Here is a 17,287-nt window from a genome sequence, read left to right as displayed (position 1 = left end):
GCTATGCCAGGCATTGTGATTACCGGCCACGGCGGCTTCGCCACCGGGCTGTTGCAGGCGGTGGAGCAGGTGGTGGGGCCGCAGCCGCACTGCGCGGCGGTCGATTTCCCTGAACAGATGAGCACCGCGCAGCTCAACGACGCCTTGCGCTCGGCGCTGGCGGCGGTGGCGCAGCCGGACGGCGTGGTGTTTCTCACCGACATGCTCGGCGGCTCGCCGTTTCGCAGCGCCTGCGAACTGGCGGATGCGCAGGGCGATTGCGAAGTGCTGACCGGCGTCAACATGCAGCTGGCGGCGGAAATGATGCTGGAGCGCGACGGGTTGAGCCTGGATGAGTTTCGCGAGGTGGCGCTGGCGTGCGGCAAACGCGGCCTGACCAGCCTGTGGCATGAGCGCCGCCGGGTGAAATGTGAAGACGTGCCGGCCGACGGCATCTGAACGAACGCCGGGCGCCGCCGCGCCCGGCTCTGCGGGTTATGCCGGCAGCGGGCTTAGCATCAGGCGCGCCGGTTGATCTTCGCTGCGGCTGAAGCGCCAGCAGGTCTGGTGGTACTTCGCCACGCTGTTGCGGTGCGCCACGCTGATCAGCGTCACGTCCGGCAGTTCATCCACCAGCAGGCAGTACATCAACTGTTCGGTTTCGTCGTCCAGCGCGCTGGTGGCTTCGTCGAGGAACAGGATGTTCGGGCGAATCAACAGGGCGCGGGCGAACGCCAGCCGCTGTTGCTCGCCCGGCGACAGGCGGTGGCTCCAGTTGGCGGAGGTATTCAGCCAGCGCTGCAGGTGTTTCAGGCGGCAGTTTTCCAGCACCCGCATCAGCTGCGGATCGCTGTATTCCGACGCCAGGCTCGGGTAGCTCAACGCTTCGCGCAGCGTGCCGATCGGAATGTAGCTGCGCTGCGGCAGGAACAACGTGTTGGCATTGGCCGCTACCCCGATGGCGCCCGCGCCGTAAGGCCAGATACCGGCGATGGCCCGCAGCAGCGTCGACTTGCCGCAGCCGGAAGGGCCGACGATCAGCAGGCGATCGCCGCGTTGCAGCGTCATCTCGGCGCCGGCCAGCAGCGGCTGGCCGTCGGGCAAGTGCAGGCTGAGGTTGCTCAGCGTCAACGGATGGGCGGTCTCTTCCCGCAGCTGAATGCCGCGCGGCTGATGATGAACCTGATCGACGGCGGCGTTGAAGCCGGCCAGACGGTTGACGCAGGCTTTCCAGGTCGCCAAATCGTTAAATGCGTCGATGAACCACGACAGCGCACCCTGTACCTGGCCGAAGGCCGAGGCGATCTGCATCAGGCCGCCCATCTGAATGGCGCCGGAGAAGTAGCGCGGCGCCGCCACCAGCAGGGGAAATACAATGGCGAATTGGCCGTAGAAGTTGGTGGCGATGTTCAGCCGCCGGGTGATGCGCATAATCGCCCACCAGTTGCTGCGAATGGTGTCAAAACGGTCGCCCAGCTGCTGCGCCTCGCGCGGTTCGCCGTGGTACAGCGCGATGGCGTCGTTGTTTTCGCGGATGCGGATCAGGCCGAAACGGAAGTTTGCCTCATACCGTTCCTGGTTGAAGCCCAGCATGACCAGAGGTTTGCCGACCCACCAGATCAGCAGCGATCCCAGCACCGCATACAGCAGCGCGAACCACACCATATAACCGGGCAAGGTGATGGCATGCTGGCCGAGCGCGAAGGTCATTGGCCCGCTGACGTGCCATAGGATGTCGATAAAGGAAAACAGCGTCACCAGGCTGGAGAGCAGCCCGAGCGACAGCGACAGGGTATATTGGGTCAATACGTTGAGATCTTCGGCAATACGCTGATCGGGGTTATCGACGATCTGCTGCTGCTCGGTGTGGTAATACGCCTGGTGCGCCAGCCATTTTTCCATGAACTTTTCCGTCATCCAGCGCCGCCAGCGCATCTGCAGCCCCTGAGTCAGGTAGATCTTGTAGACCGCCAGCACGATGAAGATCAGCGCCAGATAGGTAAAACGCCACAGCTGCGCCTTGAATACCGGGTAGTTCTTGTTCTGCAGCGCATCGTAGAACACCTGATTCCACTGGTTGATCTGCACGCTGATATAGACCAGACCGAGCGACAGGACGACGATGGCGATCAGCATCATCCAGGCGCGCCATCGCTCCTCCGACACCCAAAAGGGTTTGATCAGCTGCCAAACGGCGTGTTTCTGCAAGGGGGTTGCGTTCATAACGGCTCGATAATTGCGGTATTTCGTTCAGCATGGGCTGCGGGCCGGTAACAAACAAACCGCGACTGTAAGCAGTTTTGACCTCGCTAACCGTTTGAAATAAGGCGGCTGAATCGACAGCGGCACGCCGACGGGCGCAATTGCGGCATACACTCCACCGCCGGGCGGTTATACTGGCGCCGAATTTTTGCAGAAAGGATAAACGATGAAGGCTTGGTTTCCCCTGTTGCTGACCTGCGGCGTCTTCGCCGGTGCCCGGGCCTGGGCGCACATTGACGAGCCGGACATCGCCGCCGACTGCCAAAAGGTGGCGAGCTACGCCGAACTGGGAAAAAAGGCCTATCAGCGGCAGGATTACGCCAAAGCTGCCGACATCTTTCGCGATCAGGCGGCCTGGAGCGAGTTTTGCGGCCTGAGCGAGCAGGCCGTCGCCACGGCCTACAACAACGTGGCGCTGTCGCTGATGCGCGCCGGGGAATTGCTCAAGGCACAGGCCTACCTGGCGCTGGCGCCGCACGATGACAAATCGCAGCACAACATGAGCCTGTTGCGCCAACGCCTGGCGCAGCGGCCGCAGCCGCAGGGGCCGGGCGGCGTGTATTGGCAATATGCCGGGCGCGGCGTGTGGAGCGAAGTGGCGGTGAAGCCGCAGGGCGAGCGTTGGCTGATCGATTTTTCCGGCTACGCCATGCCGCAGATGGGGCTGTATTACGGGCCGAACATGGGTGACTTCACCGCCGAGCTGCCAATCGAGCACGGCAAAGCGGTCTACCATCAGCATGACTCGGAAAGCGCGCAGGTCTGCGACGTCACGCTGGAATTTGGCGAGCAAGCGTTGGAGATGCACACACGGGGGGATTGCGGGTTCGGTCACAACGTGCGCGCGGAAGGGCGGTTCGTGCGGGTCGAATGACCCGCCCCGGCAGCCGGGGCGGGAAAGGTAGGTTACGCCAGCGCGGCGGCGCCCAGCAGGTTTTTCCAGGCTTCCACGTTACCCAGATAGTTGCCGGCCGGCAGCAGATGCAGACGGCCTTCGCTGTCCTGCAGCGCAAAGGTCGGGAAGCCCTGGCCTTGCACTTTGGCCAGCAGCGCCCGGCTTTCCGCGATGTGCTGCGCGGTTGGTGCGCCGGTGTTGAAACGCATTTCGGCGATAAACGCCGCCGAAGGCAACCCCAGCTCTTTCGCCAACGCTTCCAGCACCGGCGTATCGGCGATGCGCCGGCCTTCTTGATAGTGCGCCTGCTGAATGCGGTGCAGCATGTCCAGCCCGCGGCCCGCCAGCTTTTCCGCCGCCAGGATGGCGGTGATCGGCGGCTCGGAATCCATCACTGCCGTGGTGTCGCGCAGCAGGCCGTTGAAATAGGCTTCGCCAAAAGGCTGGCCCGTCATCTCGGCGATGCGTTTGTCGTGCGGAATGACGTAGTTGCGCCATTCGTCGGTAATCTGACGGCGGTTGTTGCCGGTCATCATGCCGCCGGCATGCGGCACGATCTTCAGCCCAGGGAGGCTCTGAGCCGCTTTCACCAGCGGCGCGGCGCCGTAGCACCAGCCGCACAGCGGATCGAAAATGTAATGCAGAGTGGTTTCGGTCATCTTTACTCCTCGCCTGGCGCGCGGCAGCTCACCGCGGTGCCAGGGCTGGTTCAATCACGCACGGGCGCTTATTGCGGCCACTTCATCTCGCCTTTCAGCACTTTCGCGCTCAGTTCCAGGCTCGACTCGTCTTTCAGCGTCGGGTAGTGCTTTTTCATCGCCTCAATCAGCGCGGCGGAATCCTTGGCCTTCGGCAGCTCGGCTTCCAGCGTGGTCAGGTATTTCTGGGTAAAGTGCACCGATGCCAGCGTTTGCGCTGCGCCCGGCAGGAAGTGGCCCGGCACCACGACCTGCGGCTTCAGCGCTTCGATGTTTTTCAGCGTCTGCTGCCAGTGCTGGCGCGATTCCACGCTCTGGTTGTCGGCGATCCACGGGTGGATGTTGTCACCGGCGACCGCGACACCGCCCACTACCGCTTTCAGCGCCGGGATCCACACGAAGGTGCGATCGGGGGTCGGGCCGTTCAGGCCTTTCACTTCCACTTTCTGGCCGTCGATGGTGAAGCTGTCGCCCTGCAGCGGCTGCGGCACGATCACGGTTTTCGGCGCGTTGTCTTTCAGGATCGGGCCCCAATAGGCGACTTTACCGTCTTTGGTGGCGTTGATGTCCTTGATAGTGCCTGGCGAAGCGATGATTTTCGCCTCCGGGAAGGCCGCTTTAATCACGTCCAGACCGAAATAGAAATCCGGGTCTGAGTGGCTGATATAAACGGTGGTCAGTTTCTTGCCGGTCGCCTTGATCTTTTTAACCAGCGCTTCGGCGTCGTTACGCTGGAACTGAGCGTCGATCAGCGCCACTTCGTGTTTGCCGCTGATGATTTCGGAAGACACCGGGAACACGCTTTTCTCGCCCGGGTTATACACTTCCATGGTCAGGGTATCGGCCGCGGTGGCGTAGGTGCTGAGGGTGGCGACGCCGGTGAAGGCCAGAGTTAACAGTGATTTCTTAAACATGGGCAGAGGTCCTTAGGTATCGGTTAATGTTGTAATGATGTTAGGTTGCATAAAGCGATAGAAAAACCGGATAATAAGCAATTATTCGTTGCATAAATCGGACTAATCATGGATCGCATTACCGCCGCAGAGGTTTTTGTCACCATCGTCGATCGCGGCAGCATGATCGCCGCTGCGGAAACGCTGGAGATGTCGCGCGCGATGGTGACGCGCTACCTGGCGCAGATGGAGCAATGGGCCGGGGCGCGTTTACTGCACCGCACTACCCGTAAGCTTAGTCTGACCGACGCCGGTGAGCGTACTCTGGAGCGCTGCCGGCAAATGCTGGCGCTGGCGGGGGAGATCGACCTGGTGGAGGAAGGGCAGAGCGACGAGTTGCGCGGCCTGCTGCGCATCACCTGTTCGCAGTCGCTGGGGCAAACGGCGCTGGTGGGGGCGGTCGCTCAGTATCTGAAGCGTCACCCGCAAGTGGCGGTCGATCTGCAGATGAACAACCGGGCGGTGAACCTGGTGGAAGAGCGCATCGATCTGGCGCTGCGCATCACCAACGAGCTGGATCCCAACCTGATCGCCCGCCCGCTGTCCACCTGCGCATCGGTGGTGTGCGCCGCGCCCGCTTATCTGGCGGCGCACGGCACCCCGCGCCAGCCGCAGGATTTGGCGTTGCACAACTGCCTGACTTATTCCTATTTCGGCAAAAGCCTGTGGCATTTTGACGCGCAGGGGGTGAAATCGGCGGTGGCGGTCAGCGGCAACCTGAGCGCCAACGAGTCGGTGGTGCTGATGGCCGGCACGGTGCAGGGCGCGGGCATTTCCATGCAGCCCTATTATTCGGCGGCGCCGCTGCTGGCCAGCGGCGAACTGGTCGAACTGTTGCCGGATTACCGGCCGCAGTCGATGGGCATCTACGGCATCTATACCTCACGCCGCCAGATGCCCGCCACCTTGCGCACCATGCTGGACTTTCTGGTGGAGTGGTTCGCCACCGATCCGCAGTGGCAGGCGACGCTGCGCTGATGCTTCGGCAATATTCCCACGCCGCTTTTAGCGCCTGACGGCGGCGGCCAGCCGGGCGACAAAGGTGGCGGCCTGCTGATGAAGGTGGTCGATAAAGGCCGTCACCAGCGCCGACGAGGGGCGGTGTAGCGGCCGAATAAGGCTGACGGTGAACGGCACGTCGATGCTGAACGGCCGCACGTGCACGCCGTTGCCGGCATAGTCGAGCGCCGTCAGCGGGTTGACGATCGACACCCCCACGCCGGCCCTCACCATGGCGCATACCGATGCCGCGCTGTGCGTTTCCATCACCATGCGGCGCTCGACGCCCTGTTCGCCGAACAACGCATCCAGCAGGTGGCGATAGCTGTCGGTGCTCGACAGGCTGATAAAGTTCTGCCCGGCGAAGTCCTGCGGCGTCAGCCGATCTTTCACCAGCAGCGGGTGGCCCGTCGGCAGCACGCACACTTCGTTCAACGTCATCAGCGTCACCCGCTCGGTGCCCGCCGGCGTCAGGGTGGTTTCCGTCAGCCCGAGATCGTGGCGCTGGGCCGACAGCCACTCTTCCAGCAGCGGCGACTCTTGCGGGATAACGCTGAAGCTGACTTCCGGGTAACGTTCGATAAAGGGCCGGCACACCGCCGGCAGCAGCGATTGGGAAAAAACCGGCAGGCACACGATCGACAGCTGCGCCTGCTGAAACTGGCGGATGCCGGCGGCGGCGTTGACGATGCGATCGAGGCCGTAATAGGAGCGCTGCACCTCTTCGAACAACCGTAGGCCCTGCACGGTAGGGGACAAGCGACCGCGCACCCGGTCGAACAGCTGCAGCCGGATCAGCTTTTCAAAACGCGCCAGCTCGCGGCTGACGGTCGGTTGCGAGGTCTGCAGCAGGGCCGCCGCCTCGGTCAGGTTGCCGGTGGTCATCACCGCCCGAAAGATTTCGATCTGCCGCAAAGAGATGCTGTGCATAGCGAGGGCGCTCGGTTAAGGGGAAAGCCATATCATAAATGAATAGACTACGGCTAAATAGATATTTTCCACCCGATTCAGCGTGCGGCACTATGGCGTTATCTGCCGTCATTTTTGAATTGGGAATATCGCCATGCCACGCCCGTTGCACGACACCTCCACTGCGTTGAACGCCGCTAACCTGTTGGCCTTGCCGCAGCGTTTCGGCTGCCCGGTTTGGGCCTATGATGCGGACATCATCAGCCAGCGCATCGCTCAGCTGCGCCATTTCGACACTATCCGTTTCGCACAGAAGGCCTGTTCGAACATTCATATTTTGCGCTTGATGCGCGAGCAGGGCGTGAAGGTGGATTCGGTGTCGCTGGGCGAGATCGAGCGGGCGCTGCAGGCCGGTTTTCAGCCGGGCGGCGAACCGAGCGAAATCGTGTTTACCGCGGACGTGTTGGATCATGCCACGCTGGCGCGCGTCAGCGAATTGAAGATCCCGGTCAACGCCGGTTCCATCGACATGCTGGATCAGCTCGGCCAGGTTTCCGCAGGGCACCCGGTGTGGCTGCGCATTAACCCGGGTTTTGGCCACGGCCACAGCCAGAAAACCAACACCGGCGGCGAGAACAGCAAGCACGGTATCTGGTATGCCGACCTGCCGCAGGCGGTGGAGAAAATTCGCCGCTACGGCCTGAAGCTGGTCGGCGTGCACATGCACATCGGTTCCGGCGTCGATTACCAGCATCTGGAGCGCGTCTGCGATGCGATGGTGCAGCAGGTGATCGATCTCGGTCATGATATCAGCGCCATTTCCGCCGGAGGTGGCCTGTCTATCCCGTACCAGTACGGCGAAGAGGCGATCGATACCGAACACTATTTCGGGTTGTGGAACCGGGCGCGTGAACGCATCGCCGCGCATCTGGGGCATCCGGTGCAGCTGGAGATCGAACCGGGGCGTTTCCTGATGGCGGAAGCGGGCGTCTTGGTGGCCGAGGTGCGGGCGGTAAAAGACATGGGCAGCCGCCACTTCGTGCTGGTGGACGCCGGTTTTAACGATCTGATGCGCCCGGCAATGTACGGCAGCTATCACCATATTTCGCTGTTGCCGGCCGATGGGCGCGACACCTCGCGGCAAGCGCTGCGCGAGACGGTAATTGCCGGGCCGCTGTGCGAATCCGGCGACGTGTTCACCCAGCAGGCGGGCGGCGGCGTGGAAACCCGCGAACTGCCGCCGGTGCAGATCGGCGATTATCTGGTGTTCCACGACACCGGCGCCTACGGCGCATCGATGTCCTCCAACTACAACAGCCGCCCGCTGTTGCCCGAAGTGCTGTTCGAAAACGGCGAACCGCGGCTGATCCGCCGCCGCCAGACCATCGAAGAGCTGATCGCGCTGGAGCTTATCTGATAAGCGGGCGGGCGCCTTGCGCTCGCTTCACAGCGTCATGCGGCGGTGTTGGCCATTGGGCAATTGCACATCCAGCGACAGCGTGCCGCCCATGGCCTCGATATAGCGTTTGAGCGACGACAGCTTTATTTCGCTGCCGCGCTTTTCCAAATTGGCGACGGAGGGTTGGCTGATGCCGAGCCGCTTCGCCAATTCAACCTGAGAGACCGCCAGCTCTTCCCTCAGCATCGCCAGCCGCAGCTCGAAAATTTCCTGGTCCGCTTTTTGCCTGGCGGCGGCAACGACGGCGGGATCGAGTTTATCGATCAGTTGGGATAAAGGTTTGGCCATCTGCACTACCTCCGGGTTGCCAGATAATGTGAAAACTCCATGGCGGCGATGGGCAACATGCGCTGGTAAAAGCGTTTGTCGCCGGTTTTATCGCCACCGCACAGCAATACCGCTTGCCGCTGTGGGTCAAAGGCGAAAAACACCCTGAAAGGGCGCCCGCGATGTTGAACGCGCAGCTCCTTCAACTGCCGGACCGCGTCGGAAAAATACAGCGTATCGGCATGCGGCCGCGTCAACTGCGGGCCGAACGTCTGCAATTTGAAGATCGCCGCCAGGATGCTTGTTTGCTGGGCGTTGTTCAGCGCTAAAAACCAGTCGTCGAACCGTTCGACGGTCACCATTTGCCACATGACGCGCTCCGAATATAGCGTTTATGCTATATAGTGTAAAGGTTATTGTGCCAACAATATGCACGAACGCTGGGAGCGGAAAAAATCCAAAAGCGGGAAATGCGGCGGGCTGCGCAATCTGAACGCACGGGTGATGGCTCCACCCATGCGGCGGCGCGAATTACGGCTGTTCGTGCGCGTTGTTGAGGGTGGCGACCGAGTGGCGGCGCACCAGCGTCGGGCTGAACATGTTGGTGATTTCCGGCAGCGGTTGACGATTGGCCAAGGCCAGGGCCAGTTCCGCCGCCTGGGTCGCCATCGCCACGATCGGGTAGCGAACGGTGGTCAGGCGCGGCCGCAGGTAGCGCGAAATCAGTACGTCGTCGAAACCGATCAGCGAAATTTGCCCAGGTACGTCGACGCTGTTGTCGCTCAGCACCGAAAGCGCGCCGGCGGCCATCGGATCGTTGTAGCAGGTAACGGCGGAGAAAGAGCGGCCGCGGCCGAGCAATTCGGTCATCGCCTGTTCGCCGCCGATCTCGTCCGGTTCGCCGTAGGCGATCAGCTTTTCATCCACCGTAATGCCGTGCTCCTGCAGCGCGTCGAGATAGCCTTGCAGGCGATCGGTGGCGTCGGAAATCTGGTGGGTGGAGCAGATGATGGCGATGCGCTGATGCCCTTGCTGGATCAGATGACGGGTCGCCAGCCAGGCGCCGTAGCGATCGTCGAGCGCCACGCAGCGCGTTTCAAAACCCGGCAGCGTGCGGTTGATCAGCACCATGCCCGGGATCTGCTGCATCCAGCCGCCAAGTTCCCGATCGCTCAGACTTTTGGCGTGCACCACCAGCGCCTCGCAGCGATGTCGCACCAGCTGTTCAATCGCCTGACGCTCTTTTTCGGCGTCGTGGTAACCGTTGCCAATCAGCAGAAAATTGTGGGTGGCGTAGGCCACCTGCTCGACCGCTTTGACCATCGCCCCGAAGAAGGGGTCGGAAACGTCGGAGACGATCAGGCCCAGCGTTTCGGTGGACTGCTGCGCCAGCGCCCGTGCGTTGGCGTTAGGGTGGTACTGCAGTTGTTCCATGGCGGCCAGCACCGCAGTGCGCGACCCTTCGCTGGCCTTGGGGGAATTGTTTATCACGCGGGATACCGTGGCCACGGAAACACCCGCCAGCCTGGCAACATCCTTTATCGTAGCCATATCAGTCAACACATCCTGGGTAATCGCTTACATCCCCCAGTTTTGCGGAAAAAAACCGGGGCTGCAAGCGGTGTTGTGCGCAACTTGTGGCGGCCGTTGCAGAATCTTTTCGCGGCTGCGCGCATAACCGTCGGCCGCCGAACGATAGCGCAATTTGTACGTTGGCACTGGCGACGGGCTGAGGTAACGTCTGTGCATTCCGATTTGCGCCGAGAACGCCATGTCCATTAAACGCTATCCGCAGCTCGCCCATTGGGGCGCCTATACCGCCGTGGTTGAAGACGGCCGGCTTATCCGCTGTGAACCCTTCGCCGACGATCCCGACCCTTCGCCGTTGCTCGATTCCATCGTACCGATGGTTTACTCCGACAAACGTATCCGCAAGCCGGCGGTGCGCCGCTCGTGGCTGCAAAAGCGCGAGGGCAGCGACCGCACGCTGCGCGGCAGGGAAGATTTCGTCGAAGTGGACTGGGAACTGGCGCTCGATTTGGTGGCGCAGGAGAATCGCCGGGTGCGCGATCGCTACGGCGCCTCCGGGCTGTTTACCGGCTCTTATGGCTGGTCGTCGGCCGGGCGCTTGCATCATGCGCGCTCGCTGGTGCGACGGTTCTATTTCAGCGGCGGCGGCGGGGTCGATCAGCAGGGCAACTACAGCTGGGGCGCGGCGCAGTTTTTCCTGCCGTATGTGATTGGCACTTTCTCGCCGTTGACCGGGCGCGTCACCAGTTGGCCAAGCGTGGTGGAGCATTGCGAGCTGTTTGTGGCGTTTGGCGGGCTGGCGCTGAAAAATGCCCAGGTCTCTTCCGGCGGCGCGGCGGAGCATGCGCTCAAACCCTGGCTGCAAAAGCTGGCGCACAAGGGCACGCCGGTTGTCAACATCAGCCCGATGCGCGACGACTGCCCCGGGTTCGTCAACGCGGAGTGGATCCCGATCCGGCCGAATACCGACGTGGCGCTGATGCTGGCGCTGGCTTACGAAATTCAGCGGCTGGGCGCGCAGGACGAAGCCTTCCTGCACAGCCACTGCGTGGGCTATCAACAGTTGGCGGATTACCTGAACGGCGTGAGCGACGGCGTGGCGAAAACGCCTGCCTGGGCCAGCGCCATTACCGGCATTCCGGCGGCGCGCATCGCTCTGCTGGCGCGGCAGCTGATCGGCGTGCGCAGTTTTATCACCTGTTCCTACTCCGTACAGCGCGCGCACCGCGGCGAGCAACCCTATTGGATGATGATCGCGCTGTCGTCGATGTTGGGCCAGGTGGGCCTGCCGGGCGGCGGCTTCTCGTTCGGCCACGGCTCGATGAACGGCGTCGGCAACCCGCGCGTGGACACCCCCGCGCCGACCATGCCGGTAGGGGAAAACCCGGCCGGGCTGGCGATCCCGGTGGCGCGCATCTGCGACATGCTGCTGCACCCCGGCGAAACCTATCAATTTTGCGGCGAGACGCGGGAGTACCCGGATATCCACTTGGTGCACTGGGCCGGCGGCAACCCGTTCCATCACCATCAGCAGTTGAATCGGCTGGTGGAGGGCTGGCAGAAGCCGGATACGGTGATCGTACAAGATATCTGGTGGACGGCGGCGGCCAAAATGGCGGATATCGTGTTGCCGGTCACCAGTTCGCTGGAGCGCAACGACATCGGCGGCTCCTCGCGCGATCGCTACGTGCTGGCGATGCATCAGGCGATTGCGCCGCAGCATCAGGCGCGCAACGATTTCGATATCTTCGCCGATCTGGCGGAGCGCCTGGGCTATCGCGAGCGCTTTACCGAAAACCGCGGCGAGCGGGCCTGGATCGAAGATATCTATCGGCAATGCGGCGCGGCGCAGCGGCGCGCCGGCGTCGCCTGGCCCGAGTTTGAGGATTTTTGGCGCCGGGGCTATGTCGAACTGCCCGCGCCGGCCAAGGAGTTCGTATTTTTTGACGCGTTCCGCGCCGATCCGCAGGCTAACCCGCTTCAGACGCCCAGCGGCAAGATCGAACTGTTCAGCGAGCGGATCGCCGGTTATCGCTACGAGGATTTCGCTCCGCATCCGCAGTGGCGGCCGCCGGTCGAGTGGCTGGGGGCGCCGCAGGCCAAAACCTGGCCGCTGCATCTGATCTCCATTCAACCGAGCGATCGTCTGCACAGCCAGATGGATCCGGCGCCGCTGGCGCAGGGCAATAAGACCGCCGGGCGCGAAACCCTGTATATGCATCCGGAGGACGCGGCGCAGCGCGGCGTGGCGGACGGCGCCGAAGTGCTGGTCAGCAATGCGCGCGGCAGCTGTTTGGCGGGGGCCTCCCTCACCGACGGCGTGACGCGCGGCGTGGTGCTGATGGCGACCGGCGCCTGGTTCGAGCCGGGTTACGACGCGCAGCGCCGGCCGGTCGAGCAGGCGGGCAACCCGAACGTGCTGACGCTGGATATCGGCACCTCGCCGCTGACGCAGGGGCCGAACGCCATGAGTTGCCTGGTGGAGGTCAGCGCGCGATGAGTGAAGGTTTCACGTCGGGATAACCGGCTCGCCGTCGCGGCTGTATTTATTTTTTCGCCGCTGCGGGAAGGTTTAAGTTTCATTGAGTTATTACAGCAGATCGCGGGAAATTTACAGCTGGTTGCATTTGGAGCAGAACTCTTGCGATTCGCCGGTAGTTTCCTGCACGCCATCTCTCTAGAGTAGGTGATCCCAGAGGTATTGATTGGTGAGAAATCAGCATACTCTGTATGTTGAAGCCATTTTCAATTGCACCAACCTACGCGGATGCGTAGGTTTTTTTTTGCCTGCCATATAGTATTCTTTTCCCTACAACGATTTACGCTTCCATGGCCAAGGGAGAAGGGCATGATCTTTTCACTGCTGCGCGCGCTGTTTCGCCTGCTGTTTCGGGTACGGGTCGAAGGGGACGTTCAGCACTTCGAGCGGCAAAAACTGCTGATTACGCCGAACCACGTCTCTTTCCTCGACGGCGTGTTGCTGGCGCTGTTCCTGCCGATTAAACCGGTGTTTGCGGTTTACGCCAGCATCGGCGAAAGTTGGTTTATGCGCTGGCTGCGGCCCTACATTGATTTCGTCTCGCTCGATCCCACCAAGCCGATGGCCATCAAGCAACTGGTGCGCATGGTCGAGCAGGGGCGGCCGATCGTGGTGTTCCCTGAAGGGCGCATCACCGTGACCGGCGCACTGATGAAAATCTACGACGGCGCGGCGTTTATCGCTGCTAAATCAGGCGCTACCGTGGTGCCGGTGCGGATCGACGGCCCCGAGTTCAGCCCGTTCGGCCGCATGGCCGGGGTGTTCAAGATTCGCTGGTTCCCGCAAATCAGCATCCGCATCTTGCCACCGACCACGCTGCCGATGCCGGAAGCGCCGCGCGCGCGCGAACGCCGGGCGCTGGCGGGCGATCGGCTGATGCAGATCATGATGCGGGCGCGAATGGATACGCGCGAACCGCTGACGCTGTTCCATGCCTTGCTGGCGGCGCAGCACCGCTACGGGCGCCGCAAGCCCTGTATCGAAGACATCGCTTTCAAAGAAGACAGTTACCAGACGCTGATCAAGAAATCGCTGGGTGTCAGCCGCATTCTGCAGCGCTTTACCGCCGAAGGGGAACACGTCGGGCTGCTGTTGCCGAACGCCACCATCACCGCGGCGGCGATCTTCGGCGCTTCGCTGCGTAACCGCATTCCGGCGATGCTCAACTACACCGCCGGCGCTAACGGCCTGAACAGCGCGATGCTCGCCGCCGGCATCAAGACCATCGTCACCTCGCGCCAGTTTCTGGAGAAGGGCAAGCTGACCCACCTGCCGGAGCAGGTGACGCAGGCCAACTGGGTGTATCTGGAAGATCTGAAAGACACCGTTACGCTGGCGGACAAGCTGTGGATTTTGCGGCACTTGCTGCAGCCGCAGCGCGCGGCGTTGCCGCAACGCCCGGAGGACGCGGCGCTGATCCTGTTCACTTCCGGTTCCGAAGGCCACCCCAAGGGCGTGGTGCATTCGCATGCCAGCCTGCTGGCTAACGTAGAACAAATTCGCACCATCGCCGACTTCACGCCGCGCGACCGTTTCATGTCGTCGCTGCCGCTGTTCCACTCGTTCGGCCTGACGGTGGGGCTGCTTACGCCGCTGATCACCGGCAGCCGCATTTTCCTCTACCCCAGCCCGCTGCACTATCGCGTGGTGCCGGAGCTGGTGTATGACCGCAACTGCACGGTGCTGTTTGGCACGGCGACCTTCCTCAACAACTATGCGCGCTTCGCGCATCCGTATGATTTCGCCCGCCTGCGCTACGTGGTGGCCGGCGCGGAGAAACTGGCGGACAGCACCAAACAGATCTACCAGGACAAATACGGCATCCGCATTCTGGAAGGCTATGGCGTGACCGAATGTGCGCCGGTGGTGTCCATTAACGTGCCGTTGGCGACCAAGGTGGGCACCGTCGGCCGCATCATGCCGCAGATGGAGGCGCGCCTGATTGCGGTGCCGGGCATCGATAACGGCGGCCGCCTGCAGCTGAAGGGGCCGAACATCATGAAAGGCTATCTGCGGGTTGAGCGCCCCGGCGAGCTGGAACCGCCGGCGGCGGAAGATGCGAACGGCGTGCTGCAGCCGGGCTGGTACGACACCGGCGATATCGTCAGCCTGGATGAGCAGGGCTATTGCACCATTCGCGGCCGCGTGAAACGCTTCGCCAAGCTGGCGGGCGAGATGGTGTCGCTGGAGAGCGTCGAATTGCTGGCGCAACGGCTGTCGCCGGAAAAAATGCATGCCGCCACGGCCAAAGGCGACAGCAGCAAAGGCGAGGCGCTGGTGCTGTTCACCACCGATTCCGCCATCACTCGTGAAGCATTGCTGCGGGTGGCGCGTGAGCTGGGCAGCCCGGAGCTGGCGGTGCCGCGCGATATTCGCCTGTTGAAAACGCTGCCGGTGCTCGGCAGCGGCAAACCCGATTTCGTCACCCTGCGTCATATGGCCGAACAGCCGGAGAGTGCCCGATGAATCCTTCGACCGAGTCCCCTTTGCTGTCACGCGGCATGATCGCCGTCATCAGCGCGCAGTTCCTCTCGGCGTTCGGCGACAATGCGTTGCTGTTCGCCACGCTGGCGTTGATCAAGCAGCAGCTGTATCCGGACTGGAGCCAGCCGATCCTGCAGATGGCCTTCGTCGCCACCTACATCATCCTGGCGCCGTTTGTCGGCCAGGTGGCCGACAGCTTTGCCAAAGGGCGGGTGATGATGTTCGCCAACGCCTTAAAATTGGCGGGGGCGTTGGTGATCTGTTTTGGGGGAAACCCGTTCCTCGGCTACAGCCTGGTCGGGGTGGGAGCCGCCGCGTATTCGCCGGCCAAATACGGCATTCTGGGCGAGATCACCAGCGGCGAGAAGCTGGTCAAGGCTAACGGCCTGATGGAGGCCTCGACTATCGCCGCCATTCTGACCGGTTCGGTGGCCGGTGGCATTCTGGCGGACTGGCATGTGGTGGCGGCGCTGGCGGTCTGCGCTTTGGTTTACGCGGGGGCGGTGGTCGCCAACCTGTATATTCCGCGCCTCGCGGCGGCGCGCCCGGGGGCTTCCTGGCGCCCGTGGGCCATGACGAACAGCTTCTTTACCGCTTGCGTCACGTTATGGCGCGATGGGCAGACGCGTTTTTCCTTGATCGGCACCAGCCTGTTCTGGGGGGCCGGCGTGACGCTGCGTTTTCTGCTGGTGCTGTGGGTGCCGGTAGCGCTCGGCATCGCCGATAACGCCACGCCGACGCTGCTGAACGCCATGGTAGCCGTCGGTATCGTGGTGGGGGCCGGCGCCGCCGCACGCTTTGTCACGCTGAAGACGGTGAAGCGCTGCATGCCGGCCGGGATCCTGATCGGCGTTGCGGTCGCGGTATTCGCGCTGCAAACCACCATGCTCAATGCCTATGTCTTGTTGGCGATCATCGGCATGCTGGGGGGCTTTTTCGTGGTGCCGCTCAATGCGTTGCTGCAGGAGCGGGGCAAGCATTCGGTCGGCGCCGGCAATGCGATCGCGGTGCAAAACCTGGGTGAAAACGCCGCCATGTTGCTGATGCTGGCGCTGTATTCGCTGGTGGTGAAGCTGGGCGTGCCGGTGGTGGGCGTCGGCGTAGGGTTTGGCGTGGTGTTTGCGCTGGCGATTAGCGCGCTATGGTGGTCGCAGCGGCGGTGAAACGGGGCGCAGCCAGGCTGCGCCCTTGCTGTATTAAGGCGCCGGAATGGTAAACCGGGTATGGATTTCTTCGAGCGCCTGCAGCACGTCTTCATCCAATACCACATCGAGGCTGTCGATGTTGATTTTCAACTGATCCACCGTGGTGGCGCCCAGCAGGGTGCTGGCGACAAACGGCTGTTGACGCACGAAGGCCAACGCCATCTGCGAAGGATCCAGCCCGTGTTTTTTGGCCAGCGCCACGTACTCGGCGATCGCCAGCTGGGTTTGCTGCCCTGAATAACGGTTGAAGCGGGTGAACAGCGTATTGCGCGCACCGGCCGGTTTTGCGCCATTGAGGTATTTACCGCTCAGGGTACCGAACGCCAGGCTGGAATAGGCCAGCAGTTCCACCCCTTCGTGCTGGCTGATCTCGGCCAGGCCAATCTCAAAGCTGCGGTTCAGCAGGCTGTACGGGTTTTGAATCGACACGATGCGCGGCAGCTCGTGTTTCTCCGCCAGCTGCAGGTAGCGCATCACGCCCCAGGGCGTTTCATTGGAAACCCCGATATAGCGGATCTTGCCGGCGCGCACCTGCTCGGTCAGCGCCTCCAGCGTTTCCAGCAGCGTGACCGTGGCTTTGTCGTCGGTGTATTGATAGTTGAGTTTGCCAAAACAGTTGGTGGCGCGCTGCGGCCAGTGCAATTGGTAGAGATCGAGATAATCGGTATTCAGCCGCTTGAGGCTGGCGTCCAGCGCGGCGCGGATGTTTTTGCGATCGAGCGCCTGCTGCGGGCGAATGCTGCTGTCGGTGCCGCGCACCGGGCCCGAGACTTTGCTGGCCAGGACGATTTTTTCGCGATTGCCGCGCGCCTTGAGCCAGCTGCCGATATAGCTTTCGGTCAGGCCCTGGGTTTCCGGACGGGGCGGCACCGGGTACAATTCGGCGGTGTCTATCAGGTTCACGCCTGCGGCCAATGCATAGTCCAGTTGCGCATGGGCGTCGGCTTCGCTGTTCTGTTCGCCAAAGGTCATGGTGCCCAGTCCCAGCACGCTCACTTCTAAAGAACTGTGGGGAATACGGTGGTATTGCATTAACGGCCTTCCTTTCTTGTTAGTGCTTACGGGCCGCGCGGCCCGGTGAAACAGGAGCCCAATGTCAGAAGACGGC

The 17,287-nt window shown here is 62.3% G+C and carries 15 protein-coding genes; 7 read left to right on the top strand and 8 right to left on the bottom strand.

The window, feature by feature from the left end:
- The first annotated feature begins 3 nt into the window (after window positions 1–3).
- Window positions 4–438, top strand: a complete 435-nt coding sequence (agaF, locus tag ACJ8MK_RS16220; protein WP_033649491.1) for a PTS galactosamine/N-acetylgalactosamine transporter subunit IIA — start codon at window positions 4–6, stop codon at window positions 436–438.
- A 36-nt stretch (window positions 439–474) separates the two neighbouring features.
- On the opposite strand, the gene ACJ8MK_RS16215 is transcribed toward agaF, so the two are convergent.
- The gene (locus tag ACJ8MK_RS16215; protein WP_103774441.1) at window positions 475–2,202 is read right to left on the bottom strand and encodes an ABC transporter ATP-binding protein/permease; all 1,728 of its coding nucleotides are present in this window, start codon (window positions 2,200–2,202) and stop codon (window positions 475–477) included.
- 205 nt (window positions 2,203–2,407) lie between these two features.
- Between ACJ8MK_RS16215 and ACJ8MK_RS16210 the strand changes: the two genes are divergently transcribed.
- Complete coding sequence (locus ACJ8MK_RS16210) at window positions 2,408–3,115, top strand: tetratricopeptide repeat protein (protein ID WP_442517893.1); 708 nt, start codon at window positions 2,408–2,410, stop codon at window positions 3,113–3,115.
- Window positions 3,116–3,147: 32 nt separating this feature from the next.
- On the opposite strand, the gene ACJ8MK_RS16205 is transcribed toward ACJ8MK_RS16210, so the two are convergent.
- Window positions 3,148–3,795, bottom strand: a complete 648-nt coding sequence (locus ACJ8MK_RS16205) for a DsbA family protein (RefSeq protein WP_039567349.1) — start codon at window positions 3,793–3,795, stop codon at window positions 3,148–3,150.
- A 68-nt stretch (window positions 3,796–3,863) separates the two neighbouring features.
- Window positions 3,864–4,748: an MBL fold metallo-hydrolase gene (locus ACJ8MK_RS16200; RefSeq protein ID WP_033635778.1), complete on the bottom strand. Its 885-nt coding sequence runs from the start codon at window positions 4,746–4,748 to the stop codon at window positions 3,864–3,866.
- Between the two features lie 108 nt (window positions 4,749–4,856).
- On the opposite strand from ACJ8MK_RS16200, the gene ACJ8MK_RS16195 reads away from it, so the two are divergent.
- Window positions 4,857–5,765: a LysR family transcriptional regulator gene (locus ACJ8MK_RS16195; protein WP_015378928.1), complete on the top strand. Its 909-nt coding sequence runs from the start codon at window positions 4,857–4,859 to the stop codon at window positions 5,763–5,765.
- A 27-nt stretch (window positions 5,766–5,792) separates the two neighbouring features.
- On the opposite strand, the gene ACJ8MK_RS16190 is transcribed toward ACJ8MK_RS16195, so the two are convergent.
- A complete protein-coding gene (locus ACJ8MK_RS16190; RefSeq protein WP_308414300.1) occupies window positions 5,793–6,716 on the bottom strand; it encodes a LysR family transcriptional regulator in 924 nt (307 codons plus the stop codon).
- A 133-nt stretch (window positions 6,717–6,849) separates the two neighbouring features.
- Between ACJ8MK_RS16190 and lysA the strand changes: the two genes are divergently transcribed.
- A complete protein-coding gene (lysA, locus tag ACJ8MK_RS16185) occupies window positions 6,850–8,112 on the top strand; it encodes a diaminopimelate decarboxylase (protein ID WP_033649495.1) in 1,263 nt (420 codons plus the stop codon).
- Window positions 8,113–8,139: 27 nt separating this feature from the next.
- On the opposite strand, the gene ACJ8MK_RS16180 is transcribed toward lysA, so the two are convergent.
- From ACJ8MK_RS16180 to galR, 3 genes are all read right to left on the bottom strand, one after another.
- Window positions 8,140–8,442 carry a helix-turn-helix domain-containing protein gene (locus ACJ8MK_RS16180; RefSeq protein WP_004931828.1) on the bottom strand — a complete coding sequence of 101 codons (303 nt, stop codon included), beginning with the start codon at window positions 8,440–8,442 and terminating at the stop codon, window positions 8,140–8,142.
- 5 nt (window positions 8,443–8,447) lie between these two features.
- Window positions 8,448–8,792, bottom strand: coding sequence for a type II toxin-antitoxin system RelE/ParE family toxin (locus tag ACJ8MK_RS16175; RefSeq protein ID WP_442517892.1), 345 nt, complete (start codon window positions 8,790–8,792; stop codon window positions 8,448–8,450).
- Window positions 8,793–8,952: 160 nt separating this feature from the next.
- A complete protein-coding gene (gene galR, locus ACJ8MK_RS16170) occupies window positions 8,953–9,972 on the bottom strand; it encodes an HTH-type transcriptional regulator GalR (protein ID WP_074027299.1) in 1,020 nt (339 codons plus the stop codon).
- A 220-nt stretch (window positions 9,973–10,192) separates the two neighbouring features.
- Between galR and ACJ8MK_RS16165 the strand changes: the two genes are divergently transcribed.
- From ACJ8MK_RS16165 to lplT, 3 genes are all read left to right on the top strand, one after another.
- Window positions 10,193–12,451 carry a molybdopterin guanine dinucleotide-containing S/N-oxide reductase gene (locus ACJ8MK_RS16165; RefSeq protein ID WP_060706806.1) on the top strand — a complete coding sequence of 753 codons (2,259 nt, stop codon included), beginning with the start codon at window positions 10,193–10,195 and terminating at the stop codon, window positions 12,449–12,451.
- Window positions 12,452–12,799: 348 nt separating this feature from the next.
- A complete protein-coding gene (gene aas / locus ACJ8MK_RS16160) occupies window positions 12,800–14,956 on the top strand; it encodes a bifunctional acyl-ACP--phospholipid O-acyltransferase/long-chain-fatty-acid--ACP ligase (protein WP_442517891.1) in 2,157 nt (718 codons plus the stop codon).
- Window positions 14,953–16,137: a lysophospholipid transporter LplT gene (gene lplT, locus ACJ8MK_RS16155; RefSeq protein WP_126191633.1), complete on the top strand. Its 1,185-nt coding sequence runs from the start codon at window positions 14,953–14,955 to the stop codon at window positions 16,135–16,137. The genes aas and lplT overlap by 4 nt, the downstream gene beginning before the upstream one ends.
- A gap of 33 nt (window positions 16,138–16,170) precedes the next feature.
- Here lplT and ACJ8MK_RS16150 read toward each other — a convergent pair whose 3' ends face one another.
- Window positions 16,171–17,211, bottom strand: a complete 1,041-nt coding sequence (locus ACJ8MK_RS16150) for an NADP(H)-dependent aldo-keto reductase (protein WP_033635767.1) — start codon at window positions 17,209–17,211, stop codon at window positions 16,171–16,173.
- Window positions 17,212–17,287 lie beyond the last annotated feature (76 nt).

It is taken from the genome of Serratia sp. CY38905 (assembly GCF_052168875.1).
Classification (GTDB): domain Bacteria; phylum Pseudomonadota; class Gammaproteobacteria; order Enterobacterales; family Enterobacteriaceae; genus Serratia; species Serratia sarumanii.
The sequence above is the reverse complement of the archived record's forward strand: the minus strand, read 5'-3'. Positions and strand labels throughout refer to the sequence as shown.